The organism is Mycobacterium sp. EPa45, assembly GCF_001021385.1.
Classification (GTDB): domain Bacteria; phylum Actinomycetota; class Actinomycetes; order Mycobacteriales; family Mycobacteriaceae; genus Mycobacterium.
The window spans coordinates 1,825,257-1,844,772 of record NZ_CP011773.1 but is presented as its reverse complement, the minus strand read 5'-3'; the positions used below and the strand labels follow the sequence as shown (position 1 = coordinate 1,844,772).

The window sequence follows — 19,516 nt, the reverse complement described above, 5'->3', positions numbered from 1 at the left end:
GATCACGCTGCTTGCCGCCGAAACCTTCACCCGCACCACCACTGCCGAAGCCGTCGCATTCTGGATCCTCGCCGCGATCGCCCTCGCGGGCGCTATCGGAGTAGTCGCTGCACCCAAGGCTGTGTACTCGGCGATCTTCCTGGCGACCACGATGATCGCGCTCGCCATGGTCTACGTCGCGCAGGACGCGTTGTTCCTCGGCGTCGTACAGGTGGTGGTCTACACCGGCGCGGTGATGATGTTGTTCCTGTTCGTGCTGATGCTCGTCGGCGTCGACTCGTCGGAGTCGCTGGTGGAAACCATTCGCGGACAACGCGTAGCCGCGATCGTCGCGGGACTCGGATTCGGCATCCTGCTGATTGCCGGGATCGGCAATATCGCCACCACCGGATTCGTCGGCCTGACCCAGGCGAACGCCGGGGGCAACGTACAAGGCCTGGCGACCCTGATCTTCACTCGCGATCTGTGGGCCTTCGAGCTGACCAGCGCGCTGCTGATCACCGCGGCACTCGGGGCAATGGTGTTGGCACACCGGGAACGCTTCGAGCGACGAAAGACCCAGCGCGAGTTGGTGGTCGAACGCTTTCAAACCGGCGCGCGGGCCACGCCGCTGCCCAACCCGGGCGTCTACGCCCGCCACAATGCCGTCGACACCCTCGCCCGCCTGCCCGACGGCACCGACGAGGAATCCTCGGTCAGCACGATCCTTCGTACCAACGCAGGCGGAGACGGTCAGCGATGAACCCGGACAACTATCTGTATCTGTCGGCACTGTTGTTCACGATCGGTGCCGCAGGAGTGCTGTTGCGCCGCAACGCCATCATCATGTTCATGTGCGTCGAGTTGATGCTCAACGCTGCCAACCTCGCGTTCGTCACCTTTTCCCGTATGCACGGACACCTGGACGGGCAGGTGGTGGCGTTCTTCACCATGGTGGTCGCCGCCTGCGAAGTGGTGGTCGGCCTGGCCATCATCATGACGATCTTCCGGACCCGACGCAGCGCCGACGTCGACGACGCTCACCTGCTACGGCACTGACATGCAGACACTGGTGTGGTTGACCATCGCGCTGCCTTTGGCCGGCGCGGTGATCCTGCTGCTGGGCGGTAAAGCCACCAATGCGTGGGGACATCTGCTGGGCTGTGCCGCCGTGATCGGCGCGTTCGCCTGCGGCGCAGTGCTCTTCAGCCATCTGCTCGGGCTGCCGGGTGAGGACCGCATGGTCCACGAGGTGCTGTTCTCCTGGGTGCCCGTCGGTGTGCTGCGGGTGGACTTCGGCCTGCAACTCGACGCGTTGTCGGTGTGCTTCGTGCTGTTGATCACCGGGGTCGGGGCGCTGATCCACATCTACTCGGTCGGCTACATGAAGACCGACCCCGGGCGGCGGCGGTTTTTCGCCTACCTCAATCTTTTCGTCGCCGCGATGCTGCTGCTGGTCCTCGCCGACAACTACCTGGGTCTCTATCTGGGCTGGGAAGGCGTGGGCCTGGCGTCGTATCTGTTGATCGGATTCTGGTCGCACAAGCCGAGTGCGGCGACCGCGGCGAAAAAGGCGTTCGTGGTCAACCGGGTCGGCGACATGGGTCTGGCGATCGCGTTGATGGTGCTGTTCGCCACGCTGGGGTCGGTCACCTTCAGCACGGTGTTCGGCGCGGTGCCCCAGATGGCCTCGGGTGCACTCACCGCCGTCGGCCTGCTGCTGCTCCTCGGGGCGTGCGGCAAGAGCGCGCAGGTGCCGCTGCAGTCCTGGCTCGGTGACGCCATGGAGGGCCCCACGCCGGTGTCCGCCTTGATCCACGCTGCCACCATGGTCACCGCCGGTGTCTATCTGATCGTTCGGTCGGGTCCTATCTTCAACGCCGCCCCGGCCGCTCAAACCGCCGTCGTCACCGTCGGCGCGGTCACGTTGTTGTTCGGGGCGATCATCGGCTGCGCCAAGGATGACATCAAGAAAGCCCTTGCCGCCTCGACGATGTCGCAAATCGGTTACATGGTGCTGGCCGCGGGCCTGGGACCGGCCGGCTACGCGGTGGCGATCATGCATCTGCTCACCCACGGCTTCTTCAAAGCCGGGCTCTTCCTCGGCGCCGGCTCGGTCATGCACGCCATGGACGACGAAACCGACATGCGCCGCTACGGCGGCCTGCGGGCGCTGCTGCCGGTCACATTCGTCACGTTCGGGCTGGGTTACCTGGCGATCATCGGGGTGCCGCCGTTCGCCGGCTACTTCTCCAAGGACGCCATCATCGAAACAGCCTTCAGCACAGGCGGAATCGAAGGATGGTTGCTCGGCGGCGCCGCCCTGCTGGGCGCCGGGATCACCGCGTTTTACATGACCCGCGTCATGCTCCTGACATTCTTCGGGCAACGTCGCTGGAAGCCCGATACGCACCCGCATGAGTCGCCCGCCTCGATGACCGCACCGATGATCATCCTGGCGGTCGGCTCCGTCGGCGCCGGCGCCCTCCTCGCCATCGGCAACACCCTGGAACACTGGCTGGAACCCGTCGTCGGCAGCCACCACACCGAACACGTGATCCCGGCGTGGATCATCACGGTCACCGCGCTTGGCGTCGTCGCCATCGGCATCGCGGTGGCCTACCGGCAGTACGCCAACCACAGAATCCCCGAGGCGGCACCACTGGAGGTGTCGGCGCTCACCGTGGCCGCCCGCAAGGATCTCTACGGCGATGCCTTCAATGAGGTCGCGTTCATGCGCAGCGGCCAGGAGCTCACCAAAGGCCTTGTCGTGGTTGATGAAAAAGGCGTCGACGGTGTGACGCAGGGGCTGGCCTTCCTGGTCGGCCGGATCTCGGACCGGTTGCGCCGGCTGCAGACCGGTTTCGCCCGCTCCTACGCGCTCTCGATGCTGGCCGGTACGGCACTGGTCGTCGCCGCAGTCCTGTTCACGGCGTGGAGGTGAGCGGCATGATCCCCTGGCTGACCATCCTGTGGGCCGTCCCCGTTCTCGGCGCGGCACTGATCATCGTGCTGCCCGCCTCGCTGCGCCAGTTCGTCAAATACGCCGGTGTGGTGGTGTCGCTTGCGGTGCTGGCGCTGGCGCTGCTGCTGGCCGTCCGGTTCGATCCGGCCGGCGGCCAGTTCCAGTTCGTCGAGGACCACCCGTGGATACCGTCTTTCGGCACCGGCTACATCCTTGGGCTCGACGGCATCGCCCTGGCTCTGGTGGTACTGACCGCCGTGCTGGTGCCGATTCTGCTGATCGCCGGGTGGCACGACGCCGACGACCGCCCAGGACTGTCCGGCCGGGCGCCACACAGCTACATCGCGCTCACGCTGGCCGTCGAGGGCATGGTGATGATGTCCCTGGTGGCCCTGGACATCCTGTTGTTCTACGTGTTCTTCGAAGCGATGTTGATCCCGATGTACTTCCTCATCGGCGGCTTCGGCGGCGAGAACCGCTCCAAAGCCGCGGTGAAGTTCTTGCTGTACAACCTCTTCGGTGGCTTGATCATGCTGGCCGCGGTGATCGGACTCTACGTCGTCACCTCGGCGAGCAAGGCTTTCGACGCCGGCACGTTCGACTTCCGCGCCATCGCCGACGCGGTCGCGACCGGGAAGTTCACGATGAATCCCGGCATCGCCAACGCACTGTTCGGTGGATTCATGTTCGCGTTCGCGGTGAAAGCTCCGTTGTGGCCGTTCCATCGGTGGCTGCCCGACGCCGCCGTCCAGGCCACGCCCGCGTCGGCGGTGTTGATGATGGCGGTGATGGACAAGGTCGGCACCTTCGGGATGCTGCGCTACTGCCTGCCGTTGTTCCCCGACTCCGCAATGCTGTTCCGACCGGTCATCGTCGCCCTGGCCGTCATCGGCATCGTCTACGGCGCGATCCTCGCGATCGGGCAGACCGACGTCATGCGGCTGATCGCCTACACCTCGATCAGCCACTTCGGCTTCATCATCCTCGGCATCTTCGTGATGACCAGCCAGGGCCAGGCCGGGTCCACCCTGTACATGGTCAACCACGGGATCTCCACCGCCGCACTGTTCCTCATCGCCGGTTTCCTCGTCAGCCGCCGTGGCAGCCGGGTGATCGCCGACTACGGCGGAGTTCAGAAAGTCGCGCCCATCCTGGCCGGCACCTTCCTGGTGGCCGGCCTGGCGACGCTGTCGTTGCCCGGGTTGGCGCCGTTCATCAGTGAATTCCTGGTCCTCATCGGCACATTCACCCGGTACCCGGCATTCGCCGTCGTCGCGTCGGTGGCGCTGGTGCTCTCGGCGATCTACATCCTGTGGCTTTATCAGCGAATGATGACCGGTCCCGTCACCGAGGGCACCGACACGGTGCGGGATCTGCGGCCCAGGGAGCTGCTCGTGGTGGCGCCGCTGATCGCGCTGCTGATCGGCCTCGGGGTGTACCCCAAGATCGCGTTGGATGTCATCAATCCCGCCGTGACCGCCACCCTCACCTCGATCCACCAACCCGACCCGGCGCCGACGGTTGCAGAAGGGGCACGGCCATGAACGCGCCCAGCATCGAATACGGCCAGGTCTCACCGATGTTGATCGTGTTGGGCGTGGCCGTCGCCGGGGTCCTCGTCGAGGCATTCCTGCCCCGCAAGAGCCGCTACCCCACCCAGGTCGCGCTGAGCGTGGCCGGCCTGGTGGCCGCGTTCGTCGCCGTGCTGCTACTGGCCCGTGACCTGCACGGCGGCGTCGGCCAGTCCGTGGTGGTCGGTGCGGTGGCCGTCGACGCGCCGGCACTGTTCCTGCAGGGCACGATCCTGCTGATCGGGGTGCTCGGTGTGTTGCTGATCGCCGAACGCCGCACACCGGCCGAATCCGAGAACAGGGCAACGACTTTGGAGGCCTTCACCCCCGACGCATCGGCGGTGCCGGGCAGCGTCGCGGAAAAGATCGCCACCAAGGCCGCGCTGGTGCAGACCGAAGTGTTCCCGCTGACCATGTTCGCCGTCGCCGGGATGATGTTGTTTCCGGCCGCCAACGACCTGCTGACGATGTTCGTGGCGCTCGAGGTGTTCTCGCTGCCGCTGTACCTGATGTGCGGGCTGGCCCGCCGCCGCCGGCTGCTGTCCCAGGAAGCTGCGCTGAAATACTTTCTGCTGGGCGCGTTCTCGTCTGCCTTCTTCCTTTACGGAATCGCCCTGCTGTACGGCTACTCCGGCACGCTGAGCTTGCCCGGCATTGCCCGCGCCATCGATACCGGTACCGACAACTCCAGCCTGGCGCTCATCGGCGGTGCACTGGTGGCCGTCGGCGTGTTGTTCAAGGTCGGCGCGGTGCCCTTCCACTCCTGGATTCCGGACGTCTATCAGGGCGCCCCCACCCCGATCACCGCGTTCATGGCGGCCGCCACCAAAGTCGCCGCATTCGGTGCCATGCTGCGCATCTTCTACGTCGCGCTGCCGGGTCTGAACCACGACTGGCGCCCGGTCCTCTGGGCAGTCGCGATCCTCACCATGGTCGTCGGAACGGTCACCGCGGTCACCCAGACCGATGTCAAGCGGATGCTCGCGTATTCCGCTGTGGCACACGCAGGTTTCATCCTCACCGGGGTGATCGCGGCGAATCAGCCGGGGTTGTCGGCTACCCTGTTCTACCTGTTCGCCTACGGGTTCTCCACCCTCGGCGCGTTCGCGGTGGTGAGTGTGGTCCGCGACGCCAGTGGGACCGAGGAGACCGACATGTCCCGCTGGGCCGGGCTGGGCCGTCGCTATCCCCTTGTCGGAGTGGTGTTCTCGCTGTTCCTGCTCGCCTTCGCCGGCATCCCGCTCACCAGCGGATTCGTCAGCAAGTTCGCGGTGTTCAAGGCCGCCGGGCAGGGTGGCGCGATCCCGCTGGTGGTGGTCGGTGTGATCGCCTCGGCGATCGCCGCCTACTTCTACGTGCGGGTGATCGTGCTGATGTTCTTCACCGACCCGCCCGATGACGCCCCGCAGGTCGTCACGCCGAGCGCGCTGAGCGTTGCCACCATCACCTTGACCGCAGCGATCACCTTCGCACTGGGAGCGCTGCCTCAACCGCTTCTCGACCTCGTCGACCATGCGGCTAGATTCCTGAACTGATGATCCTTCTCAGCGATGACCACGGCGCGGTCCGGGTCCTGACGATGAACCGCCCCGAGGTGCGCAATGCGTTGAGCACCGAGCTTTTCGAGGCGCTGTATGCCGCACTCGGTGCGGCTGACGCCGACGAGTCGGTTCGCGCCGTGGTGCTCACCGGTACCGATCCGGCGTTCTGCGCGGGTGTCGACCTCAAGCAGGCGCAGAACCTCGGCATGGACTACTTCGGCCGGTTCGACGAGATGAATTGCATGAACGCGATCGTCGAGTTGAGCAAGCCGGTCGTCGGAGCGGTCAACGGCGCGACGTTCACCGGCGGGCTGGAGATCGCGCTCGCGTGTGACTTCCTGATCGCCTCGGAGCGTGCCGTGTTCGCCGACACCCACGCCCGGGTCGGGATCCTGCCCGGCGGTGGGATGACGGCGCGACTCCCCCGGCTGGTGGGTTCGGCAATGGCGCGACGGCTGTCGATGACCGGTGAGGTAGTCGACGCCCAGCGCGCCGAGAAGATCGGGTTGGTCACCGAAGTGGTTGCCCATGAACAACTTCTGCCCCGGGCGTTCGACCTCGCGAGCCAGATCGCGGAAGTGCCTGCTGCGACCATGTCCGGCCTCAAGGAGATCTACCGCACCGGGACCGCGGCGGTCACCGGACCCGCGCTGCAGGCTGAACGTTCCGTTTCCGCTGTGGCCTCGGTGGACACCGGCCAGCTCGCCGCCCGCCAGCGTGAGGTCGCCGAGCGCAACAAGCGCCAGATCTAGTGCCGCCCAAACCGACGATTCGCGGGGAAAGTACGAGTAATTCGCAGCAAAACGTCGATCTCGGCGTGTGAATGATTGAATATCGTCTCGTGACAGACTGCGTCCGCGCCGGTGCGGCTCTCATCGGCCTGGTGGTACTGGTCAGCGCCTGCGGCAACGGGGGGTCGCATCCCGATCAGCTTCGCGAGTCCAGCGTCAGTCCCTCGACGGCGGAGGCGAGCCCGGCGCAGTCGGCCCACCCATCCGGGGCAGGCAAGGACGATGCGCCGGGCTCGATGATTCCCAGGTACGACGAAGCCACCTCGCCCGAGGCTAAGACGGGCCGCGATATCCAACAGCAGGCCGACCTCCTGAACCATCTCTCGAGCAGCGTCAACAACACACTCAAACTGCCGCACGACATCCAGTTGGTCGGGAAGCAGTGCGATACGGCCAACGCATGGTGGGATCCAGGCGACAACTCGGTGACGCTCTGCTACGAAGAAGCGACGGAGGGTCTGGAGATCTACACCAAAGCCGGAGACACCGATCCGAGGGCGTCCACTGTCAACGGCGAGATCGCCACCTTCTACCACGAGCTCGGTCACATGGTGATCAGCCTGTACGACCTGCCCATCACCGGCCGCGAAGAGGATGTCGCCGACCAGCTTTCGGCCTACATCCTGTTGACGCCGGGGCCGGACGGCAAGGTGGACCCGGCCAATGTGCAAGCCATCAAAGACTCCGCACGTGAATTCCAGGGCTACGCCGAAGCCGCCGGCGAACTCGATGACACCGACCTCGCCGGTGGCCATTCGCCGAACAAGGTCAGGGCCTTCAACATGGAATGCTGGCTCTACGGGTCGAACCCGGCCGCCAACGGGGACCTGGTCGGCGAGGGTCATCTTCCCCAGAGCCGGGCCGAGCTATGCGAGGACGAATGGGACAAGCTCAGCCACGCGTGGAGTCAGTTGCTGGGCCCGCATTTGAAGTAGCCGCGGTACTGGCGAGTAGCAGCACCACCGTGGTGTTCGACTACGACGCGACGCTGAGTTCGGTCGTGGGCGCGGTACTGGGCTAGGCCACGCTGTGGATCAGGAGAAGTCCGAACAACTCTGCGTTGGAGACAGTCGAATGCCTCATGGCGCCGTTTGCGACCTTCCCGCTCGCGGAGAACGTGAACTCTGGAGGCGCGCCGTCGCTCACCACTAACCGAGGGCGGACTTGGTGTTTGTGAACGGGGCGAAGCTGCCGTCGAGCGCTTCGAGGTGACCGATGGTACGTCCGGTGACGACGTTGGCGTCGACCAGCGCCAATTCGACTGCCGCGCGGGCGAACTCATCCTCGGGGGACACGCTGGCGAACTCGCTGCGGTAATACGACAGCCCGGGTGTCGGGATGGGCCGCGACGGCGCCAGCGCATTGACCGCGATGTTGTGACGTTGCAGATCGTAAGCCGCACACCAGGTCAGGTGTTCCAGAGCAGCCTTGGATCCGCCGTATCCGGGCAGCACACCGCCGGTGAAGTCGTGATAAGGCCCATCGCCGGGCACCCGAGAGGCCACCGACGTCACGTTGATGATCGACCCGATACCCGCGGTGAACATGTCCGGGCAGACCAGTTGCATCAGCTCGTAGGAGGCGAACACGCTGATCTCGAAATGCCGGCGGTAGGCGTTGGGCGGGACTGCAAGAAAGCCGGGCCATTCGGCGTTGGTTGCCGGTGCGCTCTTGGGTGTCGCCGGTTTCGGTGCGGCATCCCGCCTGGGTGGGCGGCCGGGAGCGGTGAATGCGGCGTTGTTGACCAGGATCGTGATGGGCCCCAGCGCCGAGCGGGCTTCGTGCACCAGTCGCGGGAGGTCGTCACGATCGAGCAGATCGGCGGCGATGGCCACAGACCGCCCGCCCGCATCCTCGATAGCGGCAACCGTTTCGCCGATCGTGCCGGGCAGCCGATCGTCCCACTGCTGTTCGGTCCGCGCTACCACCGCCACCGCGGCGCCCTCGGCAGCCAACGCCACTGCGGTCGCGCGGCCGAGCCCACGGCTGGCGCCGGTGACAATGGCGGTTCGGCCGGCAAGTCGTCCAGTCATTGCACTCCTCGAGTCAAAGCGCCACCCCGTGAACGAGGATCGCCGCGGTCTGGTCGACCCAGCTCGCGTCCAGAACGTCGTCGGGGCGCAGAAGCAACCGCATCATCGTCGCACCGCCGATCAGTTCGATGAGGCGTTCCGGATCGACGTCAGCGTGAACTTCCCGGCAGTGCACCGCTTCGGCCAGCCGATCCCGCACCGCGGCGAAGAGTTCGGTGAACCGGGACATGACGCGGGCGTTCAGCGCAGCATCGGCGCTCATGTCGGCGATCAATCCGGGTAGAGCGGCGCGCACAACCGGGCTGGTGAACACGTCGCGGGTGGCCTCGAGCATCGCGCGGATATCGGCGGCGATATCACCGGCGGGCGTCGTCAACGCGGTGGGTGCAACCGGGAATGCCGCCTCATGCACCAACTCGGCCTTACTGGACCAACGGCGGTAGAGCGCGGTCTTCGTCGTTCCGGCCCGCTCGGCGACTGCCGCCAAAGTCAGATTCGGATAACCGATTTCAACAAGCAGCTCCGCGGTTGCACGCAGTATGGCAGCGTCGATACGCGGATCGCGGGGCCGACCCGGGACCGCGGTCTTGTCAAGCGAAGACGCGTCTGCTTTCATATCGCTACCCACCGTATCGTAATAGGGTTGGAGGACAAAGGTGACCAACCAACCGGCCGTAGAAACCGACGTCGAGCGGTTACAACGTTCTGGTCGTGACGTCAGCGCCGTTCCGGCGCTGCTGTCGGAATGGCTGTCGACCGTCATGCCCGGCGGCGTGAAGCCGGAGGTGACCGTCGAAAGCGGCATCGACTCCAATGGCATGTCGTCGGAGACGATCATCCTCACCGGCCGCTGGGAAGAGGACGGCAGGAACGTCGAAGAGAAGTGGGTGGCCCGAGTGGCCCCCACCTCCGAAGACGTTCCGGTGTTCATCACCTATCGGATGGATCATCAATTCGAGGTCATCCGTTTGGTCGAGGAACTGACCGACGTACCGGTGCCGAAGGTGCGCTGGATCGACAAGACCGGCGAGGTTCTCGGCGCCCCGTTCTTCCTGATGAATCACGTCGAGGGCATCGTTCCGCCCGACGTGATGCCCTACACCTTCGGCGGCAACTGGTTCGCCGACGCTCCCGCCGAACAGCAGCGCGCGCTGCAGGACGCGACCGTCGAGGTATTGGCGAAGCTGCACTCGATTCCCGACGCTGCCGACACATTCGGCTTCCTTGCCGAGGCCGTGCCCGACGGTGACACCCCGCTGCGTCGCCAGTTGAATTGGCTCAAGGGCTGGTACGAGTTCGCCGTGCCCGATATCGGTCGCTCACCGTTGGTCGAAACCGCCCTCCGGTGGCTGGAGAACAACTTCCCCGCCGACGTCGCTGCAACCGAACCGGTTCTGGCGTGGGGTGACTCGCGGGTCGGCAACGTGCTCTACGAGGACTTCCGCCCGGTCGCTGTGCTGGATTGGGAGATGGCGACGCTGGGTCCGCGCGAGTTGGATGTCGCATGGATCATCTTCGCGCACATGGTTTTCCAGGAGCTCGCCGGACTGGCCGGGATGCCCGGTCTGCCGGATGTGATGCGCGAAGAGGATGTGCGCGCCACCTACGAGACGTTGACGGGCGTCGAACTGGGCGACCTGAAATGGTTCTACGTGTATTCCGGCGTGATCTGGTGTTGCGTGTTCATGCGCACCGGTGCGCGCCGCGTGCACTTCGGTGAGATCGAGAAGCCAGAGGACGTCGAATCGATGTTCTACCACGCCGGGTTGCTGCGCCGGCTGATTGAGGAGGCATAGCCGCCAATGCTCGGACCGCTCGACGAATATCCGCTTCACCAGGCGCCGCTGCCGATCGCGTGGCCGAACTCCTCAGACCGGAACTTCTACGACCGCAGCTATTTCAACTGCCACGACCGCACCGGTGACATCTTCTTGATCACCGGCATCGGCTACTACCCCAACCTCGGGGTCAAGGACGCCTACGTTCTTGTCCGCCGCGGTGACACCCAGACCGCGGTGCACGTGTCCGACGCGATCGACCAGGACCGGCTCAACCAGCACGTCAACAGCTACCGCCTCGAGGTCGTCGAGCCGCTGCAGAAGATCCGGATCGTGATGGACGAGACCGAGGGCATGGCCGTCGACCTCACCTGGGAGGGCCTGTTCCCGGTCGTGCAGGAGCAGCCGCACATCATGCGCCAGGGTAACCGGGTGACACTGGATGCGCAGCGGTTTGCCCAATTGGGTTCGTGGGCAGGGCATATCGTCATCGACGGTGAGGAGATCACAGTCGACCCATCGGTGTGGATCGGCAGCCGCGACCGGTCGTGGGGCATCCGCCCGATCGGTGAGGCCGAGCCCGCCGGCCGGCCGGCCGACCCGCCGTTCGAGGGCATGTGGTGGTTGTACGTCCCGATGGCATTCGACGACTACGCGATCGTGGTGATCATCCAGGAGGCGCCCGACGGCTTCCGGTCGCTCAACGACTGCACCCGGATCTGGCGCGACGGACGCGTCGAGCAATTGGGCTGGCCACGGGTCAAGATCCACTACCGCTCCGGCACCCGGATTCCCACCGGCGCGACCATCGAGGCGACCGATTCCTCTGGTGCACCACTGCGTTTCGACGTCGAATCGAAGTTGCCGGTACCGATCCATGTCGGCGGCGGCTACGGCGGCGACTCGGATTGGATCCACGGTGTCTGGAAGGGCGAGAAGTTCGCCGAGCGGCTCACCTACGACATGAACGATCCGGCGATCATCGGGCGCTCTGCATTCGGCGTGATCGACCACGTCGGGCGCGCGGTCTGTCACGACGGCAACTCCTCGGCCGAGGGCTGGGGTCTGTTCGAGCACGGCGCGCTGGGCCGTCACGACCCGTCGGGCTTCGCCGACTGGCTGACGGTCGCCCCCTAATCCTTTCCCGCCCAAACCGACATTTCGCAGGAAGAGTACGAGTACCACCCTGCACAACGTCGATCTCGATCGCTAGGTGAGAACAGTGAAAGTCTTGACGGCCCTGTTCGGGCCCACCGATGCGGTCGATCGCGCGCGAGAGTTGCGCGAGGCCGGTGCCAGTGGCGTCTTCACCTTCGAAGGTCCGCACGATGTGTTCGCGCCGCTGACGCTGGCCGCCGGTGTCGGCGGACTTGACCTGCTGACCAATGTGGCAATCGCATTCCCGCGCAATGCGATCCAGCTGGCTCACCAGGCCTACGATCACCAATTGCTCGCGAAAGGCCGGTTCACCCTCGGGCTGGGCACACAGGTGCGCGCTCAGGTCGAGAAGCGTTACGGTGCGGCCTTCGACAAGCCCGTCGCCCGGATGAGCGAGCTCGTCCGGGCACTGCGGGCGATCTTCAACACCTGGGAGACCGGCGAGCGACTCGACTTTCGCGGCGAGTACTACCGGCACACGCTGATGACGCCGACGTTCAATCCCGGCCCGAATCCCTATGGCCCGCCGCCGATTTACGTCGGCGCCCTGGGGCCTCGGCTGACCCGCGCCACCGCCGAGGTAGCCGACGGGCTGCTGGTGATGCCCTTCGGCTCGGCAAAGTTCTTGCGCGAGTCGACGATGCCCGCCGTGCGCGACGGACTCGCCGCCGCCGGACGGTCGGAGTCGTCCTTCGCGGTGGTTCCCGAGATCATTCTCTCCGCGGGTGAGGATCACGACGCGACCCGGCGGCTGCTGGCGTTCTACGGGTCCACCCCGGCCTACCGCCCGGTGCTCGACATCCACGGCTGGGGCGATCTGCAGCCCGAGCTGAATTCCATGTCCAAACAAGGCAAATGGCAGGAGATGGCCGGACTCATCAGCGATGAGGTGCTGCACACCATCGCCGCGTGCGGCACGCCCAAGCAGATCGCCGCGCACATCCGGGAACGGGTGGACGGCGTCGGCGATACCGTCTGCCTCTACCAGCCCGGACCGATCGCCACCGGCACGCTGGCCGAGATCGTCGACGAGTTGGCCCGCTAGCCACGTCGAGATCGACGTATTGGCGCAATTCACTCGCCCTTTCGCGGCCAAACGTTGGTTTCGGCGAGAGGGAGAGGCAACACTGGTGGGGTGGTGAGTTACGACGTAGTGGTCATCGGCGCCGGCTTCGCAGGCCTGGCAGCGGCTCGTGAACTGGTCAAACGCGGACACGAAGTGCTGGTGTTGGAGGGGCGCGACCGCGTCGGTGGGCGGTCGAGCACCGCATCCCTGGCCGGCGTGCCGGTCGACCTCGGCGGCACCTTCGTCGGACCCACCCAGGACGCGGTGATCGCGCTGGCGGGCGAGCTCGGCTGCCCCACCTCCCCGACCTACCACCAAGGTGCCAATCTCATCAGGTGGCGCGGCAAAGTGCGGTCCTACCGCGGCACGATTCCGAAGTTGTCGCTGTTCGGACTCCTCGACATCGGCCGAATCCAATGGCAGGTCGAGCGGTTGATGAAAAGTGTCGACGTCGCACAGCCCTGGACGTCACCCAAGGCCAAGCAGCTCGACGGGACGTCGCTGGGCGGGTGGTTGCGCTCGGTGGGCGCGAGCTCGTCGTCGCGGGATCTGATGGCCATCATGTCGCGGGTGACGTGGGGCGCCGAGCCCGACGAGGTGTCGATGCTGCACGCGGTGCGCTATGTCAAAGCGGCCGGTGGCCTGGATCGCATGCTCGACGTGGTCGGCGGCGCCCAGCAGGACCACTTCCCCGGTGGCACCCAGCAGATCGCCCACAAGATGGCCGCCGATTTGGGTGATCGGGTCCGGCTCGATTGCGTCGTCACGCGCATCGAGTGGTCCGACGACGCGGTGGCGGTGGCGTCCTCCGGCGGCGTTGTCGAAGCCCGACGGGCGATTCTGGCCATCCCGCCGGCGCATCGGCAGAACATCGACATCGCACCGCCGCCGCCGATCGGCTACCAGCAGCTGGCCCAACGCTGGCCGCAGGGCGCCCTGAGCAAGGCCTACGCCGCGTATTCGCGGCCGTTCTGGCGCGAAAAAGGTTTGTCCGGGCAGGCCCTGTCCGATCAGGGGCCGGTCTTCATCACCTTCGACGTCAGCCCGGGCGACGACGGGCCGGGGATCCTGCTCGGGTTCGTCGACTCCCGCGGGTTCGATGCGCTCGGCCCCGACGAGCGCCGACGGCAAGCGGTCGCATGTTTCGCGGCGTTGTTCGGTCCGGATGCCGAAAATCCCATCGAGTACCTCGACCATTGCTGGGGCGCAGAGACTTTCGCGCCCGGCGGTCCGACGGCGGCAGTTCCGCCCGGCGTGTGGACGGAGTTCGGCCATCTCCTGCACCAGCCGGTGGGGCCGTTGCATTGGGCAGGCACCGAAACCGCCGACGAGTGGACCGGTTTCCTGGACGGCGCCGTGCGTTCCGGACGGCGGGCGGCAGCCGAAGTCGCTGCGACGCTCTAGGAGCTGATGCGCTGCTCGGTCGCCGCCGAAATCAGCGCCCGCAGATGGTCGTTGACGACGTCGGGGTGTTCGAGAATCGCGCAGTGCCCGCCCGGTATCTCCACGAGGTCGACCAGGTTGGGAACGGCCTCGGCGATCTTGCGGGACTGGCACATCGGCAGCAGCCGGTCCTTGGTGCTGCCGATCACCAACGTGGGCACCGTCAGACCGGTGAGGTCAATGTGGCGCGGCCCGATCTCGTCGACGAGCACCCGGGCCCATGCACCCCGTCCGCCGGCCGGGGTGGCGGCGAACAGGTCATGGATCAGCTTGCTGACCGCCGGATCCGCTCCGGCACCGACGGCCATCATGGTGACGAACCAGCGGCTGCCGGGCTGGGCGCCCCAGATCAGCGGCGCCCCGCCGAACGTCCTGATCATGTGACGCGCGGCGAGCGATCGGCCGGCCGCCAGCAGCGCCGGCACCTTCAGCAGATTGATCTCCTTCAGCAGGTCGCCGGTCGTGGTGTTGATGAGCGCGACGGCGTCGGCGCGCTGTGCAACCCGGTGGCGGTAGCGGTCTGCCCAGGAACTGATCGCGATGCCGCCCATCGAGTGTCCGGCGATCACCGCGCGCTCACCCGGCCGCAGCGTCGCGGTCAGCACCGCGTCGAGATCGCCGGCCAGGTGGCCGAGGCTGTATCCGGACCGGCGCGGGACCCCGCTGCGGCCGTGTCCGCGGTGGTCGTAGGCGATCACCCGGAAGTCGCGGGATAAGTCCTTGATCTGTTCGTGCCACACCCGCAGGGCGCACGTGATGCCGTGCGCCAGCACGATCGGATAGCCGCCTTCAGGCCCGAAGACTTCGGTGTGCAGGCGGGTGCCGTCGGCGGCCCTCACCTCAACGGTTCGGCTGGGCGGCAGCTCGACGCTGTTCGGCACGGCCGCACGGGACGCGGACATACTGCCCCTCCTCGCTCGGCGCGGCGCCAGTGCCGCTCCGGGACCCTAGAGTAACCACGGCAGGCCCGGCTGAACCCTCGCACCGCGCCGCTCGTTACCGCACCGTGCCTCTTTAGGATGACCCGGTGACCGAGCACGCGTTTTCTGCCCAGGAGCGTCGCGCCGTCTATCGGGTAATCCACGAGCGGCGAGACATGCGCAGGTTCAGCCCGGGCGCCTCGGTGCCCGAGGAGGTTCTGGCGCGGCTACTGGCGGCCGCGCACGCCGCACCCAGTGTCGGACTGATGCAGCCCTGGCGGTTCCTCCGCATCACCGACACGGGACTACGACACAAGATTCACGCACTGGTCGACGAGGAACGCCGGCACACCGCCGAAGCGCTGGGTAGTCGGGCTCAGGAATTCCTGGCGCTGAAAGTCGAGGGCGTCCTCGACTGCGCCGAGCTGTTGGTCGTGGCCCTCGGCGACGGGCGCGACAGCCACGTCTTCGGTCGGCGGACGATGCCACACATGGACCTCGCCTCGGTGTCCTGCGCCATCCAAAACCTGTGGCTGGCAGCGCGCGCCGAAGGCCTCGGCATGGGTTGGGTGTCGATCTTCGACCCGCAGCGTCTCGCCGAACTGCTGGGGATGCCCGAGGGAGCCGAGCCGGTGGCGGTCCTCTGCCTTGGCCCGGTACCCGCGTTCCCCGACCGTCCTGCGCTGGAAATCGACGAGTGGACCTTCGGGCGTCCACTCGCCGAATTCATCAGCGAGAATCGCTGGGGCTAGCCAGCTTTCAGTTATCCGACCGAGGCGCATCCCACGTACGGGATGCATCCGGTGGCGCCGCCCGGGCCTGCCGAACCGCTGGGCCCGTTCGGGATGCCACCGCTGGCGCCACTGCGGTCAGCCGTACCGCCGGGCCCGTACGGGATCGAGCCGCTCGCGCCATTGCCATCCGCCGCCCCGCTCGGGCCGTACGGAATCGAGCCTGCGGCCCCGTTGCGGTCCGCCGCACCCTCTGGACCACCGGGAATGGCGCCTGAAGCGCCATCCGGGCCGGCCGTGGCGACCGGACAGGGGCTCCCGTCCGGGTTGACGCAACCCGGCGCGGGATCGGCGAGAGCCAGCGGCGCGGCCGCGATCGCGACGGCGGCAGCACCGGAGAGGAAAACTGATGTCAGGGAGATCGTTTTCAGTGCCATGAGGGCCGTATACCCGAATCGACCCGTTGAAACGCCAATTCTCTTAGTCACACTAGTTACCGTGCTCACACGCTGTGCGACAACCTCTTTCGCATTCCCGCCGCCGCCCGTGCGGCGAGAGAGTAGAAAGAGACCGATGAAGACACTTTGTGCCGTCGTGGTGGTGGCCGGGGCGCTTCTGGTGGCACCGTCACCGGCTCGCGCTGACGTGTGCGGCGCGGCCGCCGCAGCGCAGGACGCCACCGGATGCGTGGTGTTCGGCCCCGACGTCATGGTGGGTCCCGGTATCGAGCTCAGCCCCGGCGTGGTGCCACCGGTTGCCGCGCCCGAGGATGCGGCGGCTCAGGCCGCTTCCGGCCGCCCGCCCTGTTTGACCGGCGACGGTGTGCCTTACTACACCCCTGCCGACATGCCGTGCTGACGGTTGGCTGACAACCGCCGTCGCTCCATGCTGACCGGCCCACCAGTAGTTATTCGTTGAACTGGGCCTGCGGGCGCTTGAGCGTGTAGGGTCAAGGAAGGTTGAATTTCCAGCCGCGGTATTCGTCGCAGGCGTGCGGTGCATCTTGCACCCGCAATGCGAGCCTTTCGGGCGCGTCCCACCACAAATTTGTCTTTTCCTTCTAGTGCTCATTGGAGCCACTTCAATGCTTCGTTCTATTTCCAGCTCGACCGCTTGTCCGCCCACGAACCGACTGCAACTGTCGACCGAGTGGTCCAGCCCCACCGAGGTACGGATCACTGCGGTCGGCGATGTCGATATGTCCACCGCGGACCAGTTCACCGACTACGTATTTCGCGGCGCGGGCAACTGCCTGCGCCTCGTTCTGGACATGACGCAGGTGACGTTCTTCGACTGTGCCGGGCTCTCGGCGTTGTACTGCATCGAAGATCGCTGCCACGCGGCGGATGTCACACTGGATCTCGAACCAGCACACTGTGTTTCGCGCGTCATGACGCTGTGCGAGTCATTGTGCGCGTGAGTTAGCCTAGTGCTTCTTGCTGCCCTTGCCGTGGCCACCGCCGCCGGGTGAACCCTGCTGGTTTCCCGCGTCGGGTGCCGGCTGTTGGACCACAGGGCTCGGCGGCGGGGCGACGCTGGGCGGAGGGGCGACGGGGGTGCTGGTACTGACCGGTTGCGGTGCCGGCGCCGACGAAGACGGATCCATCGCCAACGCCACAGCCGAAATGGCCAGCGCGCACAGTGCGGCTGCCGCGATTCCGTACTTGCGGCGCGCTGTTCGTCGCCGCCGCGGCGGGGGCGGTGGGTAATATGTAGCCGGAATCGGCGGTCCCTCAAGGACCTTCGTTGCCGGCCTCGGCTGGACCGGTACGGCGCCTTCGAGCAGCGCCCGCCGATCGCCGGCCAACGCGGCACGCATCTGCTCGGCACTGCTGAAGCGCTGCAATGGGTCTCGGGTGATGGCACGGTCGATGACGGCCGCCAGCACCGGATCCACGTCGGTGTGCACGGAGCCCACCGGCGGCGGTGGACTGTCCATGATCGCGCGGGCCAGCGCGGCGGGATTGTCTTGCGGAAACACCCGTCGACCCAGCAGGGCCTCGTAACCCATCAGCCCTACGGCATAGAGGTCGTCACCGATCGATGCGGGAGCTCCGGCCAGGCGCTCGGGACTCATGTAGCACATCGTGCCGACGATCTGGCCGGTCATCGTGTGGGCCGCGCCGCCGGTCTTCGCGATACCGAAGTCGGCGACCTTCATCGAGTCCCCCGGCGCCGACACCAGGATGTTGCTGGGCTTGATGTCCCGATGCAGTACCCCGGCGCCGTGCGCCACGCTCACCCCCGCAAGTACGTCATCGAGCATCGCCCGGACGTGATGGGCGGGCATCGGCCCCGCCGCGATGACGTCGGCGAGAGTCTGACCGGGTAAACGTTCCATCACGATGAACGGACTGCCCTGATGTTCACCGAAGTCGTACACCGTGACGATGTTCTGGTGACAGAGCTGCGCCGCGGATCGTGCTTCGTCCTCGAAGCGCCTGCGAACATCCGGCTCGACACTCAGTGCCGGATGCAGCAATTTGACGGCCACCGGCCGATTGAGCCTGGTGTCCCATCCTTCGCGGACCTCAGCCATGCCGCCACGGCCAAGAATGCCGCGCAGCGCGTATCGGTCCACGAGCATCTCGTGGCCGGTCATATTCTCTCCGTAGCCGCGATGACGCCGGCGCAAACCCCTGTCGGCCAATCTCTTCTGTGTCTTGCGTGACTCATGTTGCCTCTGAGCCTAACCCCGTCGCCAGAGGCGCTGGTGAGGGCGATATTTTCCACCATCCGAAGCGCACCTTCCGCAACGAAAGTGCAAGCAGCACAAGGCACGAATGTGCCGGTGACGTAACGCGACCGCGTTCGGTAACGACATTAACGGCAATAGCAAGCTCGATAGTCCGGAAGATCGCTGGTTCAGTGGTATCCGCCGTGCCGGCGTCTTGCTACGCAGCGACACGCGGTCCTACGACGCCGTAGCGACGGGTGTTGCCAAACCCTAGGCCACTTCATGCCACGCATAATTCGCGGCGGCCTCGCGCTGGGCGCTGTGGTGTTCTCGTTCGCCGCCATCCTGGTGTTGGGCCGCCACCTGTTCGCGGGCGAGAGCCACTCGAAGGCACCACCCTCGGTGCCCGCCGCTGACGCGCCGCCGCCCGCCTCCGTCGGATTGATGACCGGCTATGGGAACCGACCGCCGGGGCCGTCCGATGCGCGGGTCGGTACGGACGGTCTGGAACAGCATCGGCCGGTCGACGGGACTGCCGCAACCACACCACTGGATTCGCGGGCATTGGCTCCTGGACCCGACACTGCAAGGCCGGCCAGCGCCGGCGTCGCCCAGTCGACCGCCCGCAGCACACGCGAGCAAGCGATTCCGGCGGCGCTGCTCTTGGTCATCGCCGTCGTCTCCGTTGTCGTCCTGCTGAAAAGTCGAAAAAGATAGCAACGGAGAACGTCGACTGCGAGCCCACCGCCGCGGCACTGGGACACCGCCCGACTGATTAATTGATCAGTCGAGCGACAGCCCGCTAGGCTTTTGACGCGCACGCTAATAGGTTGCCTTCGGCCCGCACTGACCTGCGGGTTTGC

The 19,516-nt window shown here is 66.2% G+C and carries 20 protein-coding genes; 15 read left to right on the top strand and 5 right to left on the bottom strand.

What is annotated here, in order from left to right; genetic code table 11:
* The first annotated feature begins 1 nt into the window (after window position 1).
* The 7 genes from AB431_RS08710 to AB431_RS08680 all read left to right on the top strand — a co-directional run bounded on the left by AB431_RS08710 (window position 2) and on the right by AB431_RS08680 (window position 7,782).
* Complete coding sequence (locus tag AB431_RS08710) at window positions 2-742, top strand: NADH-quinone oxidoreductase subunit J (RefSeq protein WP_369803061.1); 741 nt, start codon at window positions 2-4, stop codon at window positions 740-742.
* Window positions 739-1,038, top strand: coding sequence for an NADH-quinone oxidoreductase subunit NuoK (gene nuoK, locus AB431_RS08705; protein WP_047329593.1), 300 nt, complete (start codon window positions 739-741; stop codon window positions 1,036-1,038). The genes AB431_RS08710 and nuoK overlap by 4 nt, the downstream gene beginning before the upstream one ends.
* A gap of 1 nt (window position 1,039) precedes the next feature.
* The gene (gene nuoL / locus AB431_RS08700) at window positions 1,040-2,923 is read left to right on the top strand and encodes an NADH-quinone oxidoreductase subunit L (RefSeq protein ID WP_047329592.1); all 1,884 of its coding nucleotides are present in this window, start codon (window positions 1,040-1,042) and stop codon (window positions 2,921-2,923) included.
* A 5-nt stretch (window positions 2,924-2,928) separates the two neighbouring features.
* Complete coding sequence (locus tag AB431_RS08695; protein WP_047333229.1) at window positions 2,929-4,488, top strand: NADH-quinone oxidoreductase subunit M; 1,560 nt, start codon at window positions 2,929-2,931, stop codon at window positions 4,486-4,488.
* Window positions 4,485-6,050: an NADH-quinone oxidoreductase subunit NuoN gene (nuoN, locus tag AB431_RS08690; protein ID WP_047329591.1), complete on the top strand. Its 1,566-nt coding sequence runs from the start codon at window positions 4,485-4,487 to the stop codon at window positions 6,048-6,050. The genes AB431_RS08695 and nuoN overlap by 4 nt, the downstream gene beginning before the upstream one ends.
* Complete coding sequence (locus tag AB431_RS08685; RefSeq protein WP_047329590.1) at window positions 6,050-6,808, top strand: enoyl-CoA hydratase; 759 nt, start codon at window positions 6,050-6,052, stop codon at window positions 6,806-6,808. The genes nuoN and AB431_RS08685 overlap by 1 nt, the downstream gene beginning before the upstream one ends.
* Window positions 6,809-6,897: 89 nt before the next feature.
* Window positions 6,898-7,782: a DUF4344 domain-containing metallopeptidase gene (locus tag AB431_RS08680; RefSeq protein ID WP_235435860.1), complete on the top strand. Its 885-nt coding sequence runs from the start codon at window positions 6,898-6,900 to the stop codon at window positions 7,780-7,782.
* 213 nt (window positions 7,783-7,995) lie between these two features.
* Here AB431_RS08680 and AB431_RS08675 read toward each other — a convergent pair whose 3' ends face one another.
* A complete protein-coding gene (locus AB431_RS08675) occupies window positions 7,996-8,880 on the bottom strand; it encodes an SDR family NAD(P)-dependent oxidoreductase (RefSeq protein WP_047329589.1) in 885 nt (294 codons plus the stop codon).
* A gap of 13 nt (window positions 8,881-8,893) precedes the next feature.
* Window positions 8,894-9,496, bottom strand: a complete 603-nt coding sequence (locus AB431_RS08670; protein ID WP_047329588.1) for a TetR/AcrR family transcriptional regulator — start codon at window positions 9,494-9,496, stop codon at window positions 8,894-8,896.
* Window positions 9,497-9,536: 40 nt separating this feature from the next.
* On the opposite strand from AB431_RS08670, the gene AB431_RS08665 reads away from it, so the two are divergent.
* The 4 genes from AB431_RS08665 (at window position 9,537) to AB431_RS08650 (ending at window position 14,286) form a co-directional block, all read left to right on the top strand.
* Complete coding sequence (locus AB431_RS08665; RefSeq protein ID WP_047329587.1) at window positions 9,537-10,676, top strand: phosphotransferase family protein; 1,140 nt, start codon at window positions 9,537-9,539, stop codon at window positions 10,674-10,676.
* Between the two features lie 6 nt (window positions 10,677-10,682).
* The gene (locus AB431_RS08660; protein WP_047329586.1) at window positions 10,683-11,795 is read left to right on the top strand and encodes a hypothetical protein; all 1,113 of its coding nucleotides are present in this window, start codon (window positions 10,683-10,685) and stop codon (window positions 11,793-11,795) included.
* Window positions 11,796-11,880: 85 nt separating this feature from the next.
* Window positions 11,881-12,861, top strand: a complete 981-nt coding sequence (locus AB431_RS08655) for a TIGR03617 family F420-dependent LLM class oxidoreductase (RefSeq protein ID WP_047329585.1) — start codon at window positions 11,881-11,883, stop codon at window positions 12,859-12,861.
* A gap of 90 nt (window positions 12,862-12,951) precedes the next feature.
* Entirely contained in the window at window positions 12,952-14,286 is a 1,335-nt protein-coding gene (locus AB431_RS08650; protein WP_047329584.1) for a flavin monoamine oxidase family protein, read from the top strand.
* Here the strand turns inward: AB431_RS08650 and AB431_RS08645 are convergent.
* Window positions 14,283-15,227, bottom strand: coding sequence for an alpha/beta fold hydrolase (locus AB431_RS08645; RefSeq protein WP_047329583.1), 945 nt, complete (start codon window positions 15,225-15,227; stop codon window positions 14,283-14,285). The two genes, AB431_RS08650 and AB431_RS08645, sit on opposite strands and share 4 nt — an antisense overlap.
* Window positions 15,228-15,352: 125 nt before the next feature.
* Here AB431_RS08645 and bluB point away from each other — a divergent pair, with 125 nt between their 5' ends.
* Window positions 15,353-15,997 (top strand): 5,6-dimethylbenzimidazole synthase, encoded by a 645-nt coding sequence (gene bluB / locus AB431_RS08640; RefSeq protein ID WP_047329582.1) that lies wholly within the window; start codon window positions 15,353-15,355, stop codon window positions 15,995-15,997.
* 11 nt (window positions 15,998-16,008) lie between these two features.
* On the opposite strand, the gene AB431_RS08635 is transcribed toward bluB, so the two are convergent.
* Window positions 16,009-16,413, bottom strand: a complete 405-nt coding sequence (locus tag AB431_RS08635) for a hypothetical protein (protein WP_144418223.1) — start codon at window positions 16,411-16,413, stop codon at window positions 16,009-16,011.
* Between the two features lie 136 nt (window positions 16,414-16,549).
* Between AB431_RS08635 and AB431_RS08630 the strand changes: the two genes are divergently transcribed.
* On the top strand, window positions 16,550-16,834 hold the full coding sequence (locus AB431_RS08630; RefSeq protein WP_047329581.1) for a hypothetical protein: 285 nt from the start codon (window positions 16,550-16,552) through the stop codon (window positions 16,832-16,834).
* Between the two features lie 226 nt (window positions 16,835-17,060).
* Window positions 17,061-17,396 (top strand): STAS domain-containing protein, encoded by a 336-nt coding sequence (locus AB431_RS08625; RefSeq protein ID WP_052960236.1) that lies wholly within the window; start codon window positions 17,061-17,063, stop codon window positions 17,394-17,396.
* Window positions 17,397-17,402: 6 nt separating this feature from the next.
* On the opposite strand, the gene AB431_RS08620 is transcribed toward AB431_RS08625, so the two are convergent.
* Window positions 17,403-18,578: a serine/threonine-protein kinase gene (locus tag AB431_RS08620; protein ID WP_047329580.1), complete on the bottom strand. Its 1,176-nt coding sequence runs from the start codon at window positions 18,576-18,578 to the stop codon at window positions 17,403-17,405.
* A 357-nt stretch (window positions 18,579-18,935) separates the two neighbouring features.
* On the opposite strand from AB431_RS08620, the gene AB431_RS08615 reads away from it, so the two are divergent.
* Window positions 18,936-19,370: a hypothetical protein gene (locus tag AB431_RS08615; protein WP_047329579.1), complete on the top strand. Its 435-nt coding sequence runs from the start codon at window positions 18,936-18,938 to the stop codon at window positions 19,368-19,370.
* The last annotated feature ends 146 nt before the right edge of the window (window positions 19,371-19,516 follow it).

Bases quoted from the DNA above. Each gene is read 5' to 3' on its own strand.
- nuoK (WP_047329593.1), top strand. From the start codon at position 739: ATGAACCCGGACAACTATCTGTATCTGTCGGCACTGTTGTTCACGATC.
- nuoL (WP_047329592.1), top strand. From the start codon at position 1,040: ATGCAGACACTGGTGTGGTTGACCATCGCGCTGCCTTTGGCCGGCGCG.
- AB431_RS08695 (WP_047333229.1), top strand. From the start codon at position 2,929: ATGATCCCCTGGCTGACCATCCTGTGGGCCGTCCCCGTTCTCGGCGCG.
- nuoN (WP_047329591.1), top strand. From the start codon at position 4,485: ATGAACGCGCCCAGCATCGAATACGGCCAGGTCTCACCGATGTTGATC.
- AB431_RS08685 (WP_047329590.1), top strand. From the start codon at position 6,050: ATGATCCTTCTCAGCGATGACCACGGCGCGGTCCGGGTCCTGACGATG.
- AB431_RS08675 (WP_047329589.1), bottom strand. From the start codon at position 8,880: ATGACTGGACGACTTGCCGGCCGAACCGCCATTGTCACCGGCGCCAGC.
- AB431_RS08670 (WP_047329588.1), bottom strand. From the start codon at position 9,496: ATGAAAGCAGACGCGTCTTCGCTTGACAAGACCGCGGTCCCGGGTCGG.
- AB431_RS08660 (WP_047329586.1), top strand. From the start codon at position 10,683: ATGCTCGGACCGCTCGACGAATATCCGCTTCACCAGGCGCCGCTGCCG.
- AB431_RS08645 (WP_047329583.1), bottom strand. From the start codon at position 15,227: ATGTCCGCGTCCCGTGCGGCCGTGCCGAACAGCGTCGAGCTGCCGCCC.
- AB431_RS08635 (WP_144418223.1), bottom strand. From the start codon at position 16,413: ATGGCACTGAAAACGATCTCCCTGACATCAGTTTTCCTCTCCGGTGCT.
- AB431_RS08630 (WP_047329581.1), top strand. From the start codon at position 16,550: ATGAAGACACTTTGTGCCGTCGTGGTGGTGGCCGGGGCGCTTCTGGTG.
- AB431_RS08625 (WP_052960236.1), top strand. From the start codon at position 17,061: ATGCTTCGTTCTATTTCCAGCTCGACCGCTTGTCCGCCCACGAACCGA.
- AB431_RS08620 (WP_047329580.1), bottom strand. From the start codon at position 18,578: ATGACCGGCCACGAGATGCTCGTGGACCGATACGCGCTGCGCGGCATT.
- AB431_RS08615 (WP_047329579.1), top strand. From the start codon at position 18,936: ATGCCACGCATAATTCGCGGCGGCCTCGCGCTGGGCGCTGTGGTGTTC.